General features: G+C 64.5%; 16 protein-coding genes. 4 read left to right on the top strand and 12 right to left on the bottom strand.

Annotated features, from left to right (window positions below; all coding sequences use genetic code 11):
- From bamA to rpsB, 9 genes are all read right to left on the bottom strand, one after another.
- The coding region (gene bamA / locus A3E77_RS13240) for an outer membrane protein assembly factor BamA (RefSeq protein WP_293646687.1) at positions 1-1,553 on the bottom strand (1,553 nt) is incomplete at its 3' end.
- Between the two features lie 73 nt (positions 1,554-1,626).
- Entirely contained in the window at positions 1,627-2,760 is a 1,134-nt protein-coding gene (gene rseP, locus A3E77_RS13235; RefSeq protein WP_293646685.1) for an RIP metalloprotease RseP, read from the bottom strand.
- Positions 2,753-3,919 (bottom strand): 1-deoxy-D-xylulose-5-phosphate reductoisomerase, encoded by a 1,167-nt coding sequence (locus tag A3E77_RS13230; protein ID WP_293646683.1) that lies wholly within the window; start codon positions 3,917-3,919, stop codon positions 2,753-2,755. The genes rseP and A3E77_RS13230 overlap by 8 nt, the downstream gene beginning before the upstream one ends.
- A gap of 2 nt (positions 3,920-3,921) precedes the next feature.
- Positions 3,922-4,596 carry a phosphatidate cytidylyltransferase gene (locus A3E77_RS13225; RefSeq protein ID WP_293646681.1) on the bottom strand — a complete coding sequence of 225 codons (675 nt, stop codon included), beginning with the start codon at positions 4,594-4,596 and terminating at the stop codon, positions 3,922-3,924.
- Positions 4,597-4,599: 3 nt separating this feature from the next.
- Complete coding sequence (uppS, locus tag A3E77_RS13220; protein ID WP_293646679.1) at positions 4,600-5,286, bottom strand: polyprenyl diphosphate synthase; 687 nt, start codon at positions 5,284-5,286, stop codon at positions 4,600-4,602.
- A 122-nt stretch (positions 5,287-5,408) separates the two neighbouring features.
- Positions 5,409-5,963 carry a ribosome recycling factor gene (gene frr, locus A3E77_RS13215; RefSeq protein WP_293646677.1) on the bottom strand — a complete coding sequence of 185 codons (555 nt, stop codon included), beginning with the start codon at positions 5,961-5,963 and terminating at the stop codon, positions 5,409-5,411.
- An 81-nt stretch (positions 5,964-6,044) separates the two neighbouring features.
- Positions 6,045-6,767, bottom strand: a complete 723-nt coding sequence (gene pyrH, locus A3E77_RS13210) for a UMP kinase (RefSeq protein ID WP_293646675.1) — start codon at positions 6,765-6,767, stop codon at positions 6,045-6,047.
- A gap of 115 nt (positions 6,768-6,882) precedes the next feature.
- Positions 6,883-7,809 (bottom strand): translation elongation factor Ts, encoded by a 927-nt coding sequence (gene tsf, locus A3E77_RS13205; protein WP_293646673.1) that lies wholly within the window; start codon positions 7,807-7,809, stop codon positions 6,883-6,885.
- A gap of 137 nt (positions 7,810-7,946) precedes the next feature.
- On the bottom strand, positions 7,947-8,780 hold the full coding sequence (gene rpsB, locus A3E77_RS13200) for a 30S ribosomal protein S2 (protein WP_293646671.1): 834 nt from the start codon (positions 8,778-8,780) through the stop codon (positions 7,947-7,949).
- A gap of 96 nt (positions 8,781-8,876) precedes the next feature.
- Here rpsB and A3E77_RS13195 point away from each other — a divergent pair, with 96 nt between their 5' ends.
- Positions 8,877-9,353, top strand: coding sequence for a hypothetical protein (locus A3E77_RS13195; protein ID WP_293646669.1), 477 nt, complete (start codon positions 8,877-8,879; stop codon positions 9,351-9,353).
- On the opposite strand, the gene A3E77_RS13190 is transcribed toward A3E77_RS13195, so the two are convergent.
- Positions 9,337-10,107: a CDP-alcohol phosphatidyltransferase family protein gene (locus A3E77_RS13190; RefSeq protein WP_293646689.1), complete on the bottom strand. Its 771-nt coding sequence runs from the start codon at positions 10,105-10,107 to the stop codon at positions 9,337-9,339. The two genes, A3E77_RS13195 and A3E77_RS13190, sit on opposite strands and share 17 nt — an antisense overlap.
- Positions 10,108-10,138: 31 nt before the next feature.
- Positions 10,139-10,876: a phosphatidylserine decarboxylase gene (locus A3E77_RS13185; RefSeq protein ID WP_293646667.1), complete on the bottom strand. Its 738-nt coding sequence runs from the start codon at positions 10,874-10,876 to the stop codon at positions 10,139-10,141.
- A 163-nt stretch (positions 10,877-11,039) separates the two neighbouring features.
- Here A3E77_RS13185 and A3E77_RS13180 point away from each other — a divergent pair, with 163 nt between their 5' ends.
- Together A3E77_RS13180 and A3E77_RS13175 are read left to right on the top strand one after the other, a co-directional pair.
- Positions 11,040-12,254 carry an NADP-dependent isocitrate dehydrogenase gene (locus A3E77_RS13180; RefSeq protein WP_293646665.1) on the top strand — a complete coding sequence of 405 codons (1,215 nt, stop codon included), beginning with the start codon at positions 11,040-11,042 and terminating at the stop codon, positions 12,252-12,254.
- Between the two features lie 66 nt (positions 12,255-12,320).
- Complete coding sequence (locus A3E77_RS13175) at positions 12,321-14,090, top strand: cation:proton antiporter domain-containing protein (RefSeq protein ID WP_293646663.1); 1,770 nt, start codon at positions 12,321-12,323, stop codon at positions 14,088-14,090.
- 16 nt (positions 14,091-14,106) lie between these two features.
- Here A3E77_RS13175 and A3E77_RS13170 read toward each other — a convergent pair whose 3' ends face one another.
- A complete protein-coding gene (locus tag A3E77_RS13170) occupies positions 14,107-17,049 on the bottom strand; it encodes a M16 family metallopeptidase (protein ID WP_293646661.1) in 2,943 nt (980 codons plus the stop codon).
- A 113-nt stretch (positions 17,050-17,162) separates the two neighbouring features.
- Between A3E77_RS13170 and A3E77_RS13165 the strand changes: the two genes are divergently transcribed.
- The gene (locus tag A3E77_RS13165; RefSeq protein ID WP_293646659.1) at positions 17,163-18,017 is read left to right on the top strand and encodes a carbon-nitrogen hydrolase family protein; all 855 of its coding nucleotides are present in this window, start codon (positions 17,163-17,165) and stop codon (positions 18,015-18,017) included.
- The last annotated feature ends 110 nt before the right edge of the window (positions 18,018-18,127 follow it).

The raw sequence follows: 18,127 nt of genomic DNA, 5'->3' as shown, positions 1-18,127 counted from the left end.
CTGCCGCCGACCGAGATGTTGCGATCGAACAGATAGGGTTCGGTAAAGCCGAGTTCGATCGACTTGGAATAGCTCGAATAATTGACCGATGCCTGGAGCTGCTGGCCGAGCCCGCGGAAGTTGCGCTGGCGGATAGACGCCTGGAGCAGGAAATTCTCGATCGACGAGAAACCGGCCGAGAGCGACAATTCGCCGGTCGGCTTTTCCTCGACATTGGTTTCCAGGATGATGCGATCGGGGGCGCTGCCTTCCTTGCGCTCGATCTCCAGATTTTCCTGGAAATAACCGAGCGAGTTGATGCGGTTCTCGGTGCGCTTGATGCCGAAGCTGTTGAACGCATCGCCTTCGTTCAGGCGGAATTCGCGGCGGACGACCTTGTCGTGCGTCAGCGTGTTGCCGTTGACGTCGATCCGCTCGACGTAAGTCCGCGGGCTTTCGCCGACGTTGAAGGTGATCGCCATCGTCCGCGTATCGGGATCGCGGCGGAATTCGGGGTTGATGTCGGCAAAGGCGTAACCGAACAGGCCCGCGGTCTCGCTCAGGCTTTCGACCGTGTCCTCGACCAGCTTCGCATCATACCAGTCGCCGGTGCTCATCGGCAGCAGCTTCTTGAGCATTTCGGGCTGGAAGTCGCGGATCTCGCTCTTCACATCGACGTCGCCGAACTTATACCGTTCGCCTTCCTCGACCACATAGGTGATGATGAAATCCTGCTTGTTGCTCGTCAGCTCCGCCACCGCCGAAATCACGCGGAAATCGGCATAGCCGTTGGTCAGGTAGAACAGGCGCAGCTTCTGCTGGTCATAGGCCAGGCGATCGGGGTCATAGCTGGTGTTCGACGACAGGATGGTCAGCAGGCTCGACTGCTTCGTCGCCATCTCGTCCTTGAGGTCGCCGTCGCTGAATTTTTCGTTGCCGATGATGTTGATCTGGCGGACCTTCGACTTCGGCCCTTCGTTGATCTCGAACACCACATCGACGCGATTCTGGTCGAGCGACACCATTTTCGGTTCGACGGTCGCGGCGAAACGGCCCTGGCGTTTGTAAAGCTCGATGATGCGCGCGACGTCGGCGCGGACCTTGGAACGGGTGAAGATCTGGCGCGGCGCGAGCTTGATTTCGGGCCGGATCTTGTCTTCTTTCAGCCGCTTGTTGCCTTCCAGGATGACGCGGTTGATCACCGGGTTTTCGGCAACCTGGATCGTCAGCGCACCGGCGTTGTCGGTGATCTGGAAATCCTTGAACAATTCGGTCGCGGCCAAGTCCTTCAGCGCCTGATCGAGCACGGCGCGGTCATATTGCTGACCGACGCGCAGCCGCAGATAGGACAGGATCGTCTGCGCCTCGAGCCGCTGGTTCCCCACGACGGTGATCGACTGGACCGTCGTCGCGGTCGGCGCCGCTTCGGGAGCGGGTGCGGGAACGCCGGGCGCGGGAACGGTTGGCGGCGCGGCCTGCTGCGCCATCGCCGGCGCCCCCAGCATCGTTCCTGCCATAAGGAGGGCCGACAGCTGTGTCCGCGCCGAGAATTTGTGTGAAGCCACGCTGTTCATCCCGAAAAAATAACTCGAATGCGACAAACCCGCCTGACCGCAGGTTCGCGCGCCACTCCCTGCCCCAGACTCGCTAGCCAATCAAGCGCGCGATCCGGTCCCACAGGCCCAATGAGCCCAAATCGTTGAAAGTCACGACCAGCATCAATGTGACAACCGCTGCAAAGCCGAATCGAAACGCCCATTCCTGCACCTGCGGCGGCGCAGGGCGCCGACGGACCGCTTCATAGGAATAGAACAGCAAATGACCACCATCGAGCATCGGCAATGGCAAGAGGTTGATGAACCCCAGATTGATGGAAATCAGGGCGATGAAGAATATCAGCGACGCCAGCCCCAGCGTCGCCGCCTGCCCTGATATCTCGGCGATCTTGACCGGGCCGTTCATGTCCTTGATCGACCGGCGTCCGGTCAGGAATTGTCCCAGCACCTCGCCCGTCTGGCGCACGATCTGCCACGTCTGGTGCAGCCCGACCGCGGGCGCCTCGATCAGCGATACCGGCTGCAACTGCGGCGGCGGCGGCGCCAGGCCGATGATCGCGCGTTCATATTCCTTGCCGAACGGGTCCTTGTCCTTGACCAGCCGCGGTGTCAGTTCGACCGTCCGCTCGCTCCCCGAACGAAGGACGCGCACCTGCATGGCCTCGCCCGGCCGATGCGCGACCGCCATCGGGATGTCGCCAAAGGTTTCGATCGGCCGCCCGTCGATCGCGACGATCCGGTCGCCGGTGCGCAGCCCCGCTGCGGCGGCGGCTGACCCGGCCTCGATCCCGCCCGCGACGGGCGGCGTCACCGGCTTGCCGCCGGCCCAGGCGAAACCCGCAAGGATCAGGATCGCGAACAGGAAATTGGTCACCGGCCCCGCGGCGACGATCAGCGCGCGTTTCCAAACGGGCTGCGCCGGGAAGGTGTGCGACTTTTCCGCGGCGGGCAGTTGGTGCCAATTGGCGTCGGGCTGGCTGACCGCGTCGCGATCGCCCGCAAATTGGACATAGCCGCCCAGCGGCAGCCAGCCGATCTTCCATTCGGTGCCGCGCTTGTCGGTCCAGCCCAGGATCTTGCGGCCAAAGCCGATCGAGAAGGTGTCGGCCTTCACCCCGCACCAGCGCCCGACGATATAGTGCCCATATTCGTGCACGAAGACGAGCGGGCCCAGCACGAGCAGGAAAGCCAGAATGGTAAAGGCGAAACCCGGTGTCTCAAGCATGTTCAAATTGGTCCACAAAATATTGGGCAGCCGTGCGCGATGCGGCATCGACGCTGAATATGTCCTGAAGCGACGTCGGCACCGTCGGTGCCTCGGCATCGATCACGCGGCGCACCGTGTCGACAATCGCAGGAAAGGAAATGCGACCGGCAAGGAAAGAGGCGACCGCCACCTCGTTGGCGGCGTTGAGCTGGGCCGGGCGGGCGCCGCCCTCGGCAATCGCGGCGCGGCAGAGCGCGGTGGCAGGAAAGCGCACCTCGTCGGGCGCCGCGAAATCGAGCCGCGCGATGCTGGCAAGGTCGAGCGGAGCGCAGGGCGTCGCCATCCGTTGCGGCCAGGCGAGCGCCGATGCGATCGGAATCCGCATGTCGGGCGAACCGAGCTGCGCCAGCGTCGAACAGTCGATATATTCAACCAAGCTATGGATCACCGACTGGGGGTGAACCAGTATCTCGATGCGGTCGAGCCCGACCGGGAACAAATGATGCGCCTCGATCAGTTCGAGGCCCTTGTTCATCATCGTCGCCGAATCGACGCTGATTTTTGCGCCCATCGACCAGTTGGGATGCGCGACCGCCTGTGCGGGGGTGACGACGGCCATATCCTCTGCGCTCATCGTGCGGAACGGTCCGCCGCTGGCCGTCAGGATGATCCGGCGGACCTGGTCGATGCGCCCACCCGCAAGGCACTGGAAGATCGCATTATGCTCGCTATCGACGGGCAGGATCGTTGCACCCGAGCGCCGCGCGGCAGCGGTCATCAACGCGCCCGCCGAAACGAGCGCCTCCTTGTTCGCGAGCGCGACGTCGTGCCCGGCCTCCAGCGCCGCCATCGTCGGTGCCAGCCCCGCGGTGCCGACGATCGCCGCCATGACCAGGTCGGTCGGCCGCCGCGCAGCGTCGACCAGCGCCGCGGCGCCGGCGGCCGCCTCGACGCCCGTTCCGGCCAGCGCCTCCTTCAGCGGACCATAAAGTGCCTCGTCGGCGATCACCGCGACGTCGGGGCGGAACGCCTTTGCCAATTTCGCCAGTTCGGCGACGTCGCTGTTGGCGGTCAGCACCCCGACGGCCCATGCCTCCCCGTCGCGGCGCACCAGGTCGAGGGTCGATTGACCCACCGATCCGGTGGCACCGAACAGCGATAGGCGGCGCTGCACCATGTTCACCCCGCCGCCCGCACGGCGATCTGGCCCGCAAAAGCCAGCGCGCCAAGCAATAGCGCCACGGGCAGCACGCCGTCGACGCGGTCGAACAGGCCGCCATGGCCGGGGATCAGCTTGCCCGAATCCTTGACCCCGGCGCGGCGCTTCATCCAGCTTTGCGACAGGTCACCAAGCTGTGCGAGCAGGCCCATGAACAGGCCGATCCACAAGGGAACACCGACGATCCCGGCCCGGTCGCCGATGGTGGCGCTGGCGATCAACGCCGCGACCATCCCGCCGAACAATCCCGACCAGGTCTTCGACGGGCTGATTTTCGGCGCAAGCCGCGCGCCGCCAAAGGCGCGCCCGGCGAAATAGGCGCCGATATCGGTCGCCCACACCATCCCGAACACCCAGAGTGCGGCGGTAACGCCCAGATGGTCGCGGATGAACCACAGCCCCGCCATCGCGCCCAGCACAAGGATCGGGCCGAGCAGGTTGAGCGCCGTTTTCGCGCCGCTGCCGAGGGTCATCCTTTTCACGAGCGCGAACCATTCGACGAGGACGAGCGCACCGCCCACGAGCAGGAGCAAGCCAAAGGCGATGCCGCCGAACCACAGCGCGGTCCCCGCGATCGCGAACAGGATGATCGCCGATCCGATCCGCACCCACAGGTCCGATTTGCCCGCTGCCATGCCCTATAGCCCCCCGTAACGGCGATCGCGGCGCGCAAAATGATCGAGCGCCGCCTTCAGATCGGCCGGTTTGAAATCCGGCCACAAAATATCGGTGAAATAGAGTTCGGCATAGGCCGACTGCCACAGCAGAAAGTTCGACAGCCGCACCTCGCCCGACGTGCGGATGAGCAGGTCCAGCGGCGGCATGTCGGCGGTGTCGAGGTTCGCCTCGATCGCCTCGGCCGTGACCGCGCCCGACGCGGCGGCGGCATTGGCCGCACGCACCAGTTCATCCTGCGCACCATAGTTGAGCGCGACCGCCAGCGTCGTGCGCTTGTTGCCCGCGGTGCGTTCGATCGCATTGTCGATCAGCGCGACGACGTCGGGCGCGAGAGCGCGCCAATCGCCGATCACCTTCAGCTTCACGTCATTGGCGGCAAATTCGTCGAGGTCGGACAGGATGAAACGTTTCATCAGTCCCATCAGGTCGTTGACCTCTTCTTCGGGCCGCTTCCAGTTTTCGGAACTGAAGGCGTAAAGCGTCATCGCCTCGATCCCGAGGTCGCCCGCCGCGCGCACGATCGTTCGCACCGCCTCGACCCCGGCCTTGTGGCCGGCGACGCGGGGCAGCAGCCGCTTCTTGGCCCAGCGGCCATTGCCGTCCATGATGATGGCGACATGGCGCGCGCCGTGGTCGGGAACAGTCACCAAAAAGACCTAAAGGCCCGCTCGCCCTGAGCTTGTCGAAGGGCCGTTCTTTCTTTCGGAAGAAAAGGACGGGGCTTCGACAGGCTGAGCCCGAACGAAAGAGAGGGAGGCGCGGACAAGCACTAGCCCAGGATTTCCTTTTCCTTCGCGGTCGCGGCAGCGTCGATCTCGGCGATCGTCGCATCGGTCAGCTTCTGGACCTCGGTTTCCGAACGCTTGCGATCGTCCTCGCTGATTTCCTTCTTATTCTCGTCGGCTTTCAGATTGTCCATGCCGTCACGGCGAACGTTGCGCACGGCAACGCGCGCCTTTTCAGCATATTGGCCCGCCAGCTTCGACAATTCCTTGCGGCGTTCCTGCGTCATTTCGGGGATCGGCAGGCGCAGCATCTGGCCGTCGACGATCGGGTTGAGCCCGAGCCCTGCCGAACGGATCGCCTTGTCGACGGGGCCGACGTTCGATTTGTCCCACACCTGCACCGACAGCATCCGCGGTTCGGGCGCGCTGACCGATGCGACCTGGTTCAGCGGCATGTGGCTGCCATAAACCTCGACCGTCACCGGATCGAGCAGCGCGGTGTGCGCGCGGCCGGTCCGCAGGCCGGCAAGGTCGCTCTTCAGCGATTCGACCGCGCCGTGCATGCGGCGTTCCAGATCGGCCTTGTCATATTTCGCCATGGTCTTTTCCTCTCTTGAGTCTGTCTCAGGACGCGTTGGCGTCGGCAACTTGGTGCGTCGGCATCGCCGACCCAATTTTCGTCAGTCGGCATCGCCGACAATGGTGGAAACCCCCTCGCCCGCCAACACGCGCGCCAGATTGCCCGGCTCGCGGATGTTGAACACGACGATCGGAATATGATTATCGCGGCACAGCGCCACCGCGCTCGCGTCCATCACCTTCAGATTGTCGGCAAGCACGCGGTCATAGCTCAGCGTGTCATAACGGACGGCCGCCGGGTCTTTCTTGGGATCGGCATTATAGACGCCATCGACGCTAGTGCCCTTCAAGAGCGCGTCGCATTTCATTTCGGCAGCGCGCAGCGCGGCGCCGCTGTCGGTGGTGAAATAAGGCGCCCCGACACCGGCGGCAAAGATCACCACGCGGCCCTTTTCCATATGGCGTTCGGCGCGGCGACGGATCACCGGCTCGCACACCTTGTCCATTTCGATCGCCGACTGAACGCGCGTTTCGACGCCCAGCTGTTCAAGCGCATTCTGCATCGCCAGCGCGTTCATCACGGTCGCCAGCATACCCATATAGTCGGCCTGTGCGCGGTCCATGCCCTTGGCCGCGCCCGCCATGCCGCGAAAGATGTTCCCGCCGCCGATGACAAGGCAGATTTCAAGCCCGCGGCCCTTCGCTTCCTTGACCTCGGCCGCCATGCTGGCGACCGTGTCGGGATCGATACCGAACGGGCTGGCCCCCATCAGCGCCTCGCCCGACAATTTCAGCAAAATGCGTTTCATGCCGGGCAATGCCATGATCGGGGGAACCTTTTTGGTGTTAGATACGCGAATGGCGCGCACCCTAGTGAAGGCGCGCGCCATTGCCAAGCGGACTGCCGCGCCGCGGCGCAGCAATCCGAACCTTCTTTTGTCAGACGCCAGCGGCAGCCGCGACTTCCGCCGCGAAGTCGCTTTCTTCCTTCTCGATGCCTTCGCCGAGCTGGAAGCGGACGAAGCCCTTGAGCGTGATCGTCGCGCCGACATCCTTGCCGGCGGCGGCCACGACTTCGGCGACCGGGGTCTTGCCGTCCATCACGAACAGCTGCGACAACAGCGCATTTTCCTTGCGGAACTTCGCGATCGAACCGTCGACCATCTTGGCAACGATTTCGGCCGGCTTGCCCGACTGGGCAGCCTTTTCCTCGGCAATCGCACGTTCACGCGCGACGAGGTCGGCGTCGAGATCGTCGCCGTTCAGCGCCAGCGGGTTCGCCGCGGCAACGTGCATCGCCAGCTGCTTGCCCAGCGGTTCGAGGACGTCGGCACCAGCGGTCGATTCGAGCGCGACGAGCACGCCGATCTTGCCCATGCCGGGCGCTGCGGCGTTGTGGACATAGCCCGTAACGACGCCCGAATTCACCGTGACGATCGACGAACGGCGCAGCGACTGGTTTTCACCGATCGTCGCGATGTTCTGCGTCAGCTGTTCAGCGACGGTGCTGCCGGTCGGATAGGCGGCGGCATTCAGCGCGTCGATGTCGGTGATGCTGCCGGCGAGCGCGACCTGCGTCACGTCGCGAACGAAGCCCTGAAACTGTTCGTTCTTGGCAACGAAGTCGGTTTCGCTGTTCACTTCGACCATCGCGCCGCGGGTGCCGTCGGTGGCGACGCCGACAAGCCCTTCGGCAGCGACGCGGCCGGCCTTCTTGGCGGCGGCAGCAAGGCCCTTGGTACGCAGCCAGTCGATCGACGCTTCGATGTCACCGTTGTTTTCGGCGAGCGCCTTTTTGCAGTCCATCATGCCTGCGCCCGTGCGGTCGCGCAGTTCCTTGACGAGAGCGGCCGTGATTTCAGCCATGGGATATTCCTTTCCAAAGGGGCAGGCGCTTTTCGGCCCGCGGGACGCCCGCGCGCATGGCGGGGCGATAAGTCAATGGGATGACAGGGACGGCGGACGCGTAAAGCAGCCCGCCGTCCCGTCACGCCCAAGAGCGATCAGGCGTCGCTCTGACGTTCGGTTTCGGCGGCGGCTTCGGCCGGGATCTGCTCGTCCTCGGTCACCGGCGCGGCGGCTTCTTCGACCAGAACGGGTTCGGCGGTCGGCTCGACAGCCGCGCCAAGATCTTCGCCGCGGTTCGCGCGGGCCTGCTGGCCGCCACGCGTTGCCGCCTGGGCAACCGCATCGCAGTACAGGCGGATAGCGCGCGCCGCGTCATCGTTCGCCGGAACCGGGAACGCGATGCCGTCAGGTGAGACGTTCGAATCGAGGATCGCGACGACGGGGATGCCAAGGACGTTGGCTTCCTTGATCGCCAGCTCTTCCTTGTTCGCGTCGATCACGAACATCACGTCGGGAATGCCGCCCATGTCGCGGATGCCGCCAAGCGACATTTCGAGCTTGTCGCGCTCGCGCGTCTTGTTGAGCACTTCCTTCTTGGTCAGACCCGAGGTGTCGCCCGAAAGCTGCTCTTCGAGCGTCTTGAGACGCTTGATCGAGTTCGAGATCGTCTTCCAGTTGGTGAGCATGCCGCCCAGCCAGCGGTGGTTGACGAAGTGCTGACCCGACGCGCGGGCTGCATCGGCGATCGGCCCCTGCGCCTGGCGCTTGGTGCCGACGAACAGCACCTTGCCACCGGCAGCCGACGACGAGGCGATGAAGTCCAGCGCGCGCGCGAAGAGCGGCACGGTCTGCGACAGGTCAAGGATGTGGATGCCGTTGCGCGCGCCGAAGATATACGGCTTCATGCGCGGGTTCCAACGGTGGGTCTGGTGGCCGAAGTGGGCGCCAGCTTCGATAAGATTCTGCATCGTGACGACAGGTGCCGCCATAGTCTTTCTCCTTCCGGTTAGTCCTCTGGAAAGCAAGAACCGAGGCATCTGTTCAGAGATGGTCCCGGCACCGGTGATGTGCGCTTTCCATGTGGAATGGGCGGCCCGTTAGCGGGCCTGGCCGTCAAAAGCAAGCGTCGAGCGCGCATTTTCGGGCTCGACCGAAATGAAGGATCGCGTCAATTCGACGACAAAGCGACTCGGTTCGTCGCAAAACACTTGAGAACAAAACAGGAACATGGAACGAAAAGACCATGGAAACCGTCGCTGGTTAACAAAGGTTTCGCATACGAAAGCCGAAAGGACAAGATCATGGTTCAGGTCGCAGCCGCCCTCCTCTTCGCCATCGCCGCCGGTATCGGCGTGATGGTGATCGTCGCCATGATCAAGAATAACGAAGATGCGATCCTCTCGGCACTGCTGGGTGACGGCGCTTTCCCCGTCGGTGCTGCGCCGCAGCCCGGCCCGGCCCCGCGGAAAATGACGCTGCGCCATGCGCCCGCACGCCGGGACACGCCCCTCACCGTCCGCGCTGCGACCCGCATGTCCCCGGCGCTCAGCCGCGCCGCCTGACCTTGGCATAGCTGGCGATGCCGAACGGCAGCATGACCAGATAGAGTAAGCACACCGCCAGCAACGTGTGCCAGGGCGCGGTGACGAGCGCCGCACCGAGCAGGCCGACACCCGCCAGCGCAAACAGGCGCCATGATCGCCGGAGCCGGATCGAAGACCAGCTGTAGGTCGGGATCGCCGAAATCATCAGCATCGCAACGCCAAGCGCCCATGGCATGACGACATACCATTCGCGAAACAGGTCGCTTCCCGTCACCAGCCACAGATAAACGGGAACGAAGGACAATCCGGCCCCCGCGGGCGCCGGAATGCCGGTCATAAAACCCGCCGACTTGTGCGGTTGGAAATCGGCATCCATGCGCGAGTTGAAACGTGCAAGGCGTAGCGCGCAGCATACGGCGAGCGCCAACGCCGCCGTCCAACCGAATTTGGGGGCGGCAGACAGCGACCACAGGAACAGGATCATCGCCGGCGCAACGCCGAAAGCGATGACGTCGGACAGCGAATCGAGTTCGGCGCCGAACTTGCTTTGCGCGCGCAAAAGCCGCGCGATGCGTCCGTCCATGCCATCCAGCACCCCTGCAACGATGACCATCGTCACCGCCGCCGCCCATTCGCCGCCGATCGCGAAGCGGACGCCGGTGAGGCCCGAACAGAGCGCGAGGATCGTGATCGCATTGGGCGCGAAAGCGCGCAGGCTGACGCCGGCGATGCGGCGGCCGGCCGCGTCGGGTGCGACCTGCCCCTGGTCCATCCCCTCGTCGATCGGCGCGCCGTCTGTCACTTTATTGACCAATGCCTTCGATCGTTTCCGCGACACCGATCCGCGCCAAGACGGTTTCGCCGGCCAGCGTACGCTGCCCCAGCAAGACCTGCGGGGTCGTGCCCGCGGGCAGATAGACGTCGACACGGCTGCCAAACCGGATGAGGCCGACGCGCTGCCCGACCCCGAGCTCGTTACCCATGGTGACAAAGGGCATGATGCGCCGCGCGACAAGACCCGCGATCTGCGTAAAGCCGATGCGCACGCCGTCGGGACGTTCGACGACGAAATGCTGGCGCTCATTCTCCTCGCTCGCCTTGTCGAGATCGGCGTTCAGGAACTTGCCGGGAATATAGACAAGCTTGCGCAGCGTCCCGGCAACCGGGGTGCGGTTGATATGGACGTCAAAGACGCTCATGAAAATCGACACGCGCAGCATCGGTGCGGCGCCCAGCCCGTCGGGGCCGGCGATTTCGGGGGGCGGCGGCACTTCGGCGATCTGCGTGATCAAGCCGTCGGCTGGCGCGACGATCATATCGCTGCCCGCCGGCGTGACGCGCGCCGGGTCGCGGAAAAAGGCGCCGACCCAGATCGTCACGCCCAGCATCAGCCAGCCAAAGACGCTCCACACCGGCAGCAGCCACAGGCAAAGCGTTACGATACCGGCGATCAACAGGAATTTGCGGCCTTCGGGATGGACCGAAGGCCAATTCCATTTGATACCGCCGCCGGGGCGGTTCGATGATATGATATGGGACATGGGCCGTTCTTCTAGGGTGCCGCTTCTATACTGACAATGGATAAGGCACCCCGATCGTTGCCGCCGATACGCAAGTTGCGTTGCGATGGGGCGGTTGATCAATCGGCCCGCTTTGCCTAAGGCCCCGTGCAACTCCGACTCCCCAAGGAAAAAGGCAGCAAGCATGGGCAAGATCAAGGTAGCCAACCCGGTCGTCGAACTCGACGGCGACGAAATGACCCGGATCATCTGGCAATGGATTCGCGAGCGGCTGATCCTGCCCTATCTCGATATCGACCTGCATTATTACGACCTCGGCATCGAGGAACGCGATCGCACCGACGACAAGATCACCGTCGAGGCGGCGAACGCGATCAAGAAATATGGCGTCGGCGTCAAATGCGCGACGATCACCCCCGACGAAGCGCGCGTCGAAGAATTCGGCCTGAAAAAGATGTGGAAGTCGCCGAACGGCACCATCCGCAACATCCTGGGCGGCGTCGTGTTCCGCGAACCGATCGTGATGCGCAACGTGCCGCGCCTCGTGCCCGGCTGGACCGACCCGATCGTCGTCGGCCGCCACGCGTTCGGCGACCAGTATAAGGCGACCGATTTCCGCGTCCCCGGCCCCGGCAAGCTGCGCCTGGTGTTCGAGGGCGAAGATGGCACGCTGATCGACGAAGAAGTGTTCCAGTTCCCGTCGTCGGGTGTCGCGATGGGCATGTACAACCTCGACGATTCGATCCGCGACTTTGCGCGCGCCAGCCTGAACTATGGCCTGGCGCGCGAGTGGCCGGTCTATCTTTCGACCAAGAACACGATCCTCAAGGCCTATGACGGTCGCTTCAAGGACCTGTTCGAGGAAGTGTTCAACGCCGAATTCAAGGCGAAGTTCGACGAAGTCGGCATCGTCTACGAACATCGCCTGATCGACGACATGGTCGCCTCGGCACTCAAGTGGAGCGGCAAGTTCGTCTGGGCCTGCAAGAATTACGACGGCGACGTCCAGTCGGACACCGTCGCGCAGGGCTTCGGCTCGCTCGGCCTGATGACCAGCGTGCTGATGACGCCCGACGGCCAGACGGTCGAATCGGAAGCCGCGCACGGGACCGTCACCCGTCACTATCGCATGCACCAGCAGGGCAAGGCGACCTCGACCAACCCGATCGCGTCGATCTTCGCCTGGACCGGCGGCCTCAAGCATCGCGGCAAGCTCGACGACAATGCCGCGCTTATCAAGTTCGCCGACGACCTTGAAAAGGTCTGCGTCGCGACGGTCGAAAGCGGCAAGATGACCAAGGATCTGGCGCTGCTGATCGGCCCGGATCAGAACTGGTTGACCACCGAAGGCTTCTTCGAGGCGATCGTCGAAAATCTCGACGCCAAGATGGGCAGCTGAAAACAACCAAAAAGGTTGGGTTAGCCATCTAGCCAATCGGGGCCGGCCTGCATAAGGTCGGCCCTTATGGTATCGGAAACAGAAACATCCGCGATCGGCAATGCGCTGGTGGTGCTCGGCGCCGCAGGCATTGTCATTCCCGCCTTCGCGCGGTTCCGCCTGCCCCCGGTCATCGGCTTCATCCTGGTCGGGCTGCTCGTCGGGCCGTCGGGGCTCGGGGCGCTGGCCGCCGGCTATCCGTGGTTGAAACATGTCACCATCGCGTCGACCGAGGATATCGCGCTCTTCGCCGAATTCGGCATCATCCTGTTGCTCTTTTCGATCGGACTGGAACTGTCGTTCCGCCGACTATGGCAATTAAGAAAGCTGGTATTCGGCATTGGCGCCGCCGAGTTGCTGCTCGGCGGCGCGATCCTCGGTGGAGCGTTGATGCTGTTCACCGATTATGGGCCCCCCGCGGCTTTCGGGCTGGGAATTGCACTCGCTTTATCGTCCACCGCGCTGGTGCTGCCCATCGCGGGCACCAAGTCGGCGGTCGGCCGCGCCTCCTTCTCGATGCTGTTGTTTGAAGATCTGGCGATCGTCCCGATCATCTTCATCCTCGGCGCCTTCGCGCCCAGCGCCGCCGGTGACAGCACCGAGTTGATGATCGCAACGCTTTGGCAGGGCGCCGTCGTCATCGCGGCCCTCGCAATCGGGGGGTGGTTCCTGTTGCCGCGCATTTTCGCCCAGGCCGCGCGTGCGAAAGACCCCGAACTGTTCCTGGCCGCCAGCCTGCTTGTCGTGATTGTTGCGGCACTGGCAACCGCGGCGGTCGGTTTGTCACCGATCGTCGGTGCGCTGCTCGCCGGCCTGATGATCGCCGAGACCGAATATCACGAAGAGGTCGAAACGATCACAGCACCTTTCAAGGGACTCGCGCTCGGCGTCTTCCTGATCAGCGTCGGCATGGGCTTGAACCTCAAGACAATCGCCGAGCAATGGCCGACATTGATCCTCGCGGTCATTGGCGTCATCGCGATCAAGGCGATCGTGACTGCGGCGCTGCTGCGTTTTTCCAATGTCGCGCGGCGCGGCACCGCAGCCGAAGTCGGCTTGCTGATGTCCAGCCCGTCGGAAACGACCCTGATCGTGCTCGCAACCGCATTGCAGGCGCAACTTATCAGCCGCGACACGGCCGAATTTTGGCAGCTCGTCACCGCGATCGGCCTGACCATTACCCCGCTTCTGGCGCGAATCGGGCACGACGTCGCCAGGCGGATCGAAATGCGAACGGGCGACACGCAGGCGGAGGAAACCCCCGAAGGCCGAACCGTCATCGTCGGTTTCGGTCGCGTCGGCCACACGGTCGCGGAGCTGCTGCGCGAACATGGCCGCCCCTATGTCGCGGTCGATGCAGACATCGACACCGTTGCCGCCGCCCGCCGCGACGGCTTCATTGTGCGGTTCGCCGATGTCGCGCGGCCGGGCAGCCTCGACAAGCTTGGCATCGAGTTTGCCCAGGCGATCGTGCTGACGATGGATGACCCGGTGCAGCAGCTGCGCATGACGCGCCAATTGAAGCAGAAATATCCCGACCTGCCTGTCATCAGCCGCGCGCGCGACGCCGATCATGCGGCGGCGCTATACCGGGCGGGCGCGAACGACGCCGTGCCCGAAACGCTCGAAAGCTCGTTGCAACTCGCCGAAGCAGTGCTGATCGACCTGGGCGTCGCTATGGGTCCGGTGATTGCATCCATCCACGATGTGCGCGCCAAGATGCGCCACGACATCATGACCAAGGGCGAACTCGATCACGAGCCGCGGATTCGCCGGACACGTCCGCCCGCGACGTAGCGGGGCGAGGCGGCGCCTAGCGCCCGCCGACCGCCGGCGTAGGCGCAGCCGTCGCAGCGCCCAGCGCCGATGCATCGGCCAGCGTCATGCCCTTGGGCAGGATCGCCAGCGACCATTGGCGCTGCGGCGTCAGATATTGGCGCGCCAGCCGCTGGACATCGGCCGCGGTGACCGCCGAAATATCCTCCTGGATCGACAGTGCAGCAGCGGCAACGCGCGGGTCGCGCGTCGCGCCTTCGAGCAGGAACATCCAATAGACATTGCCGGTCGACGCGCGCGCCACCTGTTCGCGGATCGGCACCGCGTTGCGCGTCAATTCGTCGGCGCTGACCGGGCGCGCCACCAGGTCGGCGGCGATGTCCCGGGCGATGCCATAGAAGCGATCGAGATCCTTCGGCGCGAGCAGGCTGCCCACGAGCAGATAGCCGCCGGTGTCGAACCCCGTCGGCCAGTGGCTGTCGACCACGGGACCATAGCTTGCCCCCTGTTCGGAGCGCAGCCGGTCGAACAGACGGTCGTTGAAGATTGCCGCGAGCACCTCGAGCCCGCGCGCGTCGCGTGGGCTGGCAAGCCCGCCGCCGGTCGGCCAGGCGGTCATCGCCGCCGCCTGCCCCTGTTCGCCGCGATGATAGGCGATTTCGGGCACCGTCACATGTTTGGCGAAATCGACCCGCTGGCCGCTGGGCGGTGCCAATGTCTGGCGCGGCGGCAGAGCGCCGACCGTTTCGGCAAGGATCTTCTTGTAATCGACCGTTTCGAGATCGCCGAAAATCTGCACCTCGATCGGCCCGCTGGCAAGCCGCGGTTCCCAGAATGCGCGGAAGGCCGCGGGCGTCAGCGCCTCGATCTGCGCCTTGTCGGGGGCAGCCCAGCGCGCGTCATTGTTGGTCAGCCAGCCGCGCAGATTGCGGTCGAGCACCGCGTTGGGCGTCGCATCGTTCAGGTCGTAGCCGGTGAGATAACCGATGCGCAGCCGTTCGACCGGCGCCGGGTCCCAGCGCGGTTGGGCAAGCTTGGCCGCCATCAGGCGCATCTGGTCGGCCAGGTCGGCGGGCCTGCTTTCGGCCGACAGCTCGAACGCATCATCGTCGATCGCAAAATTCATCTGGATCTGCCGCCCGTTGGTCAGCTGGTCGATCTCATTCTGACCCCACGGGCCGATGCCGCTGGCGACCAGCGCATAATCGCCGGTCCACAGCAGGTTCGGGGCATCGGCCGCGACGCTGCGGTTGCCCGTGCCAAAACGCACGTTGACGCGCACTTTACCGGGTTCGACCTTGTTGTTCGACACCAGCGCGGTCACGCCATTGGCAAATTCGATGCGTTCGGCACGAAGGCCAACGACGGGGTTGGTCGATGCGATCGTGCCCGGTCGGCCGACCGCGCGCAGCTGCTTGAAATCGGCCTTGACTGCGGTCAGCCGATCATCGCGGGCAACGACCGGCGCCTTCAGCGCCGCGAGCACCGCGGCGTCGCCGCCAGACGCCGTCGGCGTGGTCAGCACGACGCGCGTGACGGGCGCGGCAAAGATAGCCTTGCTGATGTCGAGCATCACCTGCGGCGTCGCCGAGGCCCGGATCGCCTTGAACATGTCGACCTGCCCCTGCGGGCTGGTCACCGTTTCGCCGATGTCGACCGCGCGCACCATGTCGTCGGCAAGCCGCGCGCCCGGTTCATTGCGGGCATTTTCGAGTTCCTTGACCAGAAACGCCTGAATTTCATTTGCTTCGCGGTCGATGTCGGCCTGCGACGGCGGCGTCTTGATGGCGTCGGCGATCACCCCGCGCACATCGGCAAGCGCCGCCTTCCAGTCGCTTAGCGGAACAATCGAGGCCATCGTCACATCGGCGCTGCGGCTGACATATTGCTGTTCGACCGTCGCGACGAGATAGCTGCCGCCGCTGCGCGCGCGGTTTTCCAGCCGGCGGTTGACCAGCGCCTGCGCGATGAATTCGAGGTAGAGCCGCCGCGTATTTTCGACCGTGTCGATCCGCTTCTGCCACGGCCGGACCATTGCCAGCGTCAACGCCAGCGGCTGGTTCGCTTCGACAATTTCGCGGGCCGCGGGCTGTTTGGGATCGGGCTTGCCAAAATCGGGATCGGCCGGGTTGGGTCCCTCGGCGCGCCAGTCGCCATAATATTTCGCGACCAGCCGCGCCAGTTCGGCGGGATCGGCGTCGCCGACGATGACGACCACCGCACGCTCAGGGCGATACCAGCGATTGTGAAAGGCGCCGACCGACGTCGCGCTCGCCTTGCCCAGCGACGCGGTCGTGCCGATCGGCGAGCGATCACCGAGCAATTGCCCGGCGAACAGATGCGCGTTGGTTGCGTCGCCGATCCGCCTTTGCGGTCCATCGGATTCGCGCAGTTCGGACATCACGACGCCGCGCTCGGCAGCGACCGCCAGTTCGGAAATGCGTGGTTCGCGGATCATGCCCGACAGCAATTTCATGCTTTCGTCGAGGTTGGCCGCGGTGACGCTGGGCAAGTCGAGCTGGTACACCGTCTGCGTCGGCGTCGTCTGGGCGTTGGAATCGCTGCCAAAGGTGACCCCGAACCGCTGCCAGATGCGCTTTGCTTCGCCATCGGGAATATGTTCCGATCCGCGAAAGGTCAGATGTTCGAGCAGATGCGCGTAACCGCGCTCTTCTTCGGTTTCAAACATCGAGCCGACGTCCATCCGCACCCGGATCGACACCTGCCCGGGGGGCACGCCATTGTTGCGGACGGCATAGCGCACGCCGTTGGGCAGGACGCCGAACTGCCACGCCGTATCGCGCGGAATGTCGCTGCCGACATACAGCCAGTCGCTGTTCTTCGCCTGGCTCTGTGCGGTGGCTGGCGGCGCCCCGGTTTGCGCCTCGGCGGCAAGCGGCGCCAGAAGCAGCGCGGCAGCTCCGGCAAGCAGGAGCGACGGGGCGAGACGAAGCGAACGACGCGTGGGAGAATAAGACATCGGGCCATCTTATCGCCTTCCAACCTTGCTGACCACTGAACTGTCATCGTCCCGGCGCTTCACGCCCATGGTCCACCCTTGTCCTTGGCGCCGCAGCGGCTTAGCCAGATGCGATGAAGACACCCCCCACGCCCGCCGTGCCGTTTGCCGCGCTGATCCAGATGACCAGCGGCATCGATCCCGCCGCCAACCTGGCAACGATCGACCGTGCAATGGAAAAGGCGGCCGCGAGCGGCGCGGCGATGGCCTTTCTACCCGAAATGTCGCTGCTTCTCGATCGCGACCGCGCACGCTCCGCCGCACACATCGTGCGCGAGGACGACAGCCCCTGGCCCGCCGCGCTTCAGGACATGGCCCGCAAACACGCGCTGTGGCTGCATTCGGGGTCGATGCCGCTGCTGGCCGACGATGGCGAAAGACGCGTCAACCGCAGCCATGTCATCGCCGCCGACGGTAGTATTCGCGCCCGATACGACAAGGTCCACATGTTCGACGTCACCCTGCCGTCCGGCGAAACCTGGCAAGAATCCGCGGCATATGCCGGTGGCAACACGCTGACGCTGGTCGACACCCCGCTGGGGCGGCTGGGGCTGAGCGTCTGTTACGACCTGCGCTTTCCCGAACTATACCGCGCGCTGGTCGATCGCGGCGCAACGCTGATCGCGATTCCCGCCGCCTTCACCGTGTCGACCGGCGAAGCGCACTGGCACGTGCTGATGCGCGCCCGCGCGATCGAAACCGCGTGCCATGTCGTTGCGGCGGCGCAGTGCGGCACCCATGCCGACGGTCGGCAGACCTATGGTCACAGCGTCGCGATCGATCCCTGGGGACACGTGCTGGCCGATGTCGGCGCGGCGGGAAAGGGTCTTGCGATTGCGCTGGCCCCCATCGACGGGGCGGCAGTCGACCGGGCACGCCAAGCCATACCGCTCGCACGATCGCGCGCTATCCGTAACATCGCTTTCTGATTTTTCGGCGCTGATCCGTCAGGAACCAGCGTCAGGGAAGATCGGCGTTAGCAGAGAAAGCGCCGAGGGATTGCCGCCATAGGTCGCCTCCCCCAAATTGCTGCCTCCAG

Source organism: Sphingopyxis sp. RIFCSPHIGHO2_12_FULL_65_19, assembly GCF_001830555.1.
GTDB lineage: Bacteria > Pseudomonadota > Alphaproteobacteria > Sphingomonadales > Sphingomonadaceae > Sphingopyxis.
This window is presented reverse-complemented; position numbering and strand designations above follow the sequence as displayed.

What these genes read in the sequence shown, in the direction of transcription:
- pyrH (WP_293646675.1), bottom strand. Translation starts at nt 6,767, where the DNA reads ATGGCATTGCCCGGCATGAAACGCATTTTGCTGAAATTGTCGGGCGAG.
- A3E77_RS13190 (WP_293646689.1), bottom strand. Translation starts at nt 10,107, where the DNA reads ATGGACCAGGGGCAGGTCGCACCCGACGCGGCCGGCCGCCGCATCGCC.
- tsf (WP_293646673.1), bottom strand. Translation starts at nt 7,809, where the DNA reads ATGGCTGAAATCACGGCCGCTCTCGTCAAGGAACTGCGCGACCGCACG.
- rpsB (WP_293646671.1), bottom strand. Translation starts at nt 8,780, where the DNA reads ATGGCGGCACCTGTCGTCACGATGCAGAATCTTATCGAAGCTGGCGCC.
- A3E77_RS13175 (WP_293646663.1), top strand. Translation starts at nt 12,321, where the DNA reads ATGGTATCGGAAACAGAAACATCCGCGATCGGCAATGCGCTGGTGGTG.
- A3E77_RS13180 (WP_293646665.1), top strand. Translation starts at nt 11,040, where the DNA reads ATGGGCAAGATCAAGGTAGCCAACCCGGTCGTCGAACTCGACGGCGAC.
- A3E77_RS13165 (WP_293646659.1), top strand. Translation starts at nt 17,163, where the DNA reads ATGAAGACACCCCCCACGCCCGCCGTGCCGTTTGCCGCGCTGATCCAG.
- A3E77_RS13225 (WP_293646681.1), bottom strand. Translation starts at nt 4,596, where the DNA reads ATGGCAGCGGGCAAATCGGACCTGTGGGTGCGGATCGGATCGGCGATC.
- frr (WP_293646677.1), bottom strand. Translation starts at nt 5,963, where the DNA reads ATGGCGAAATATGACAAGGCCGATCTGGAACGCCGCATGCACGGCGCG.
- A3E77_RS13230 (WP_293646683.1), bottom strand. Translation starts at nt 3,919, where the DNA reads ATGGTGCAGCGCCGCCTATCGCTGTTCGGTGCCACCGGATCGGTGGGT.
- A3E77_RS13185 (WP_293646667.1), bottom strand. Translation starts at nt 10,876, where the DNA reads ATGTCCCATATCATATCATCGAACCGCCCCGGCGGCGGTATCAAATGG.
- A3E77_RS13195 (WP_293646669.1), top strand. Translation starts at nt 8,877, where the DNA reads ATGGGCGGCCCGTTAGCGGGCCTGGCCGTCAAAAGCAAGCGTCGAGCG.
- rseP (WP_293646685.1), bottom strand. Translation starts at nt 2,760, where the DNA reads ATGCTTGAGACACCGGGTTTCGCCTTTACCATTCTGGCTTTCCTGCTC.
- A3E77_RS13170 (WP_293646661.1), bottom strand. Translation starts at nt 17,049, where the DNA reads ATGTCTTATTCTCCCACGCGTCGTTCGCTTCGTCTCGCCCCGTCGCTC.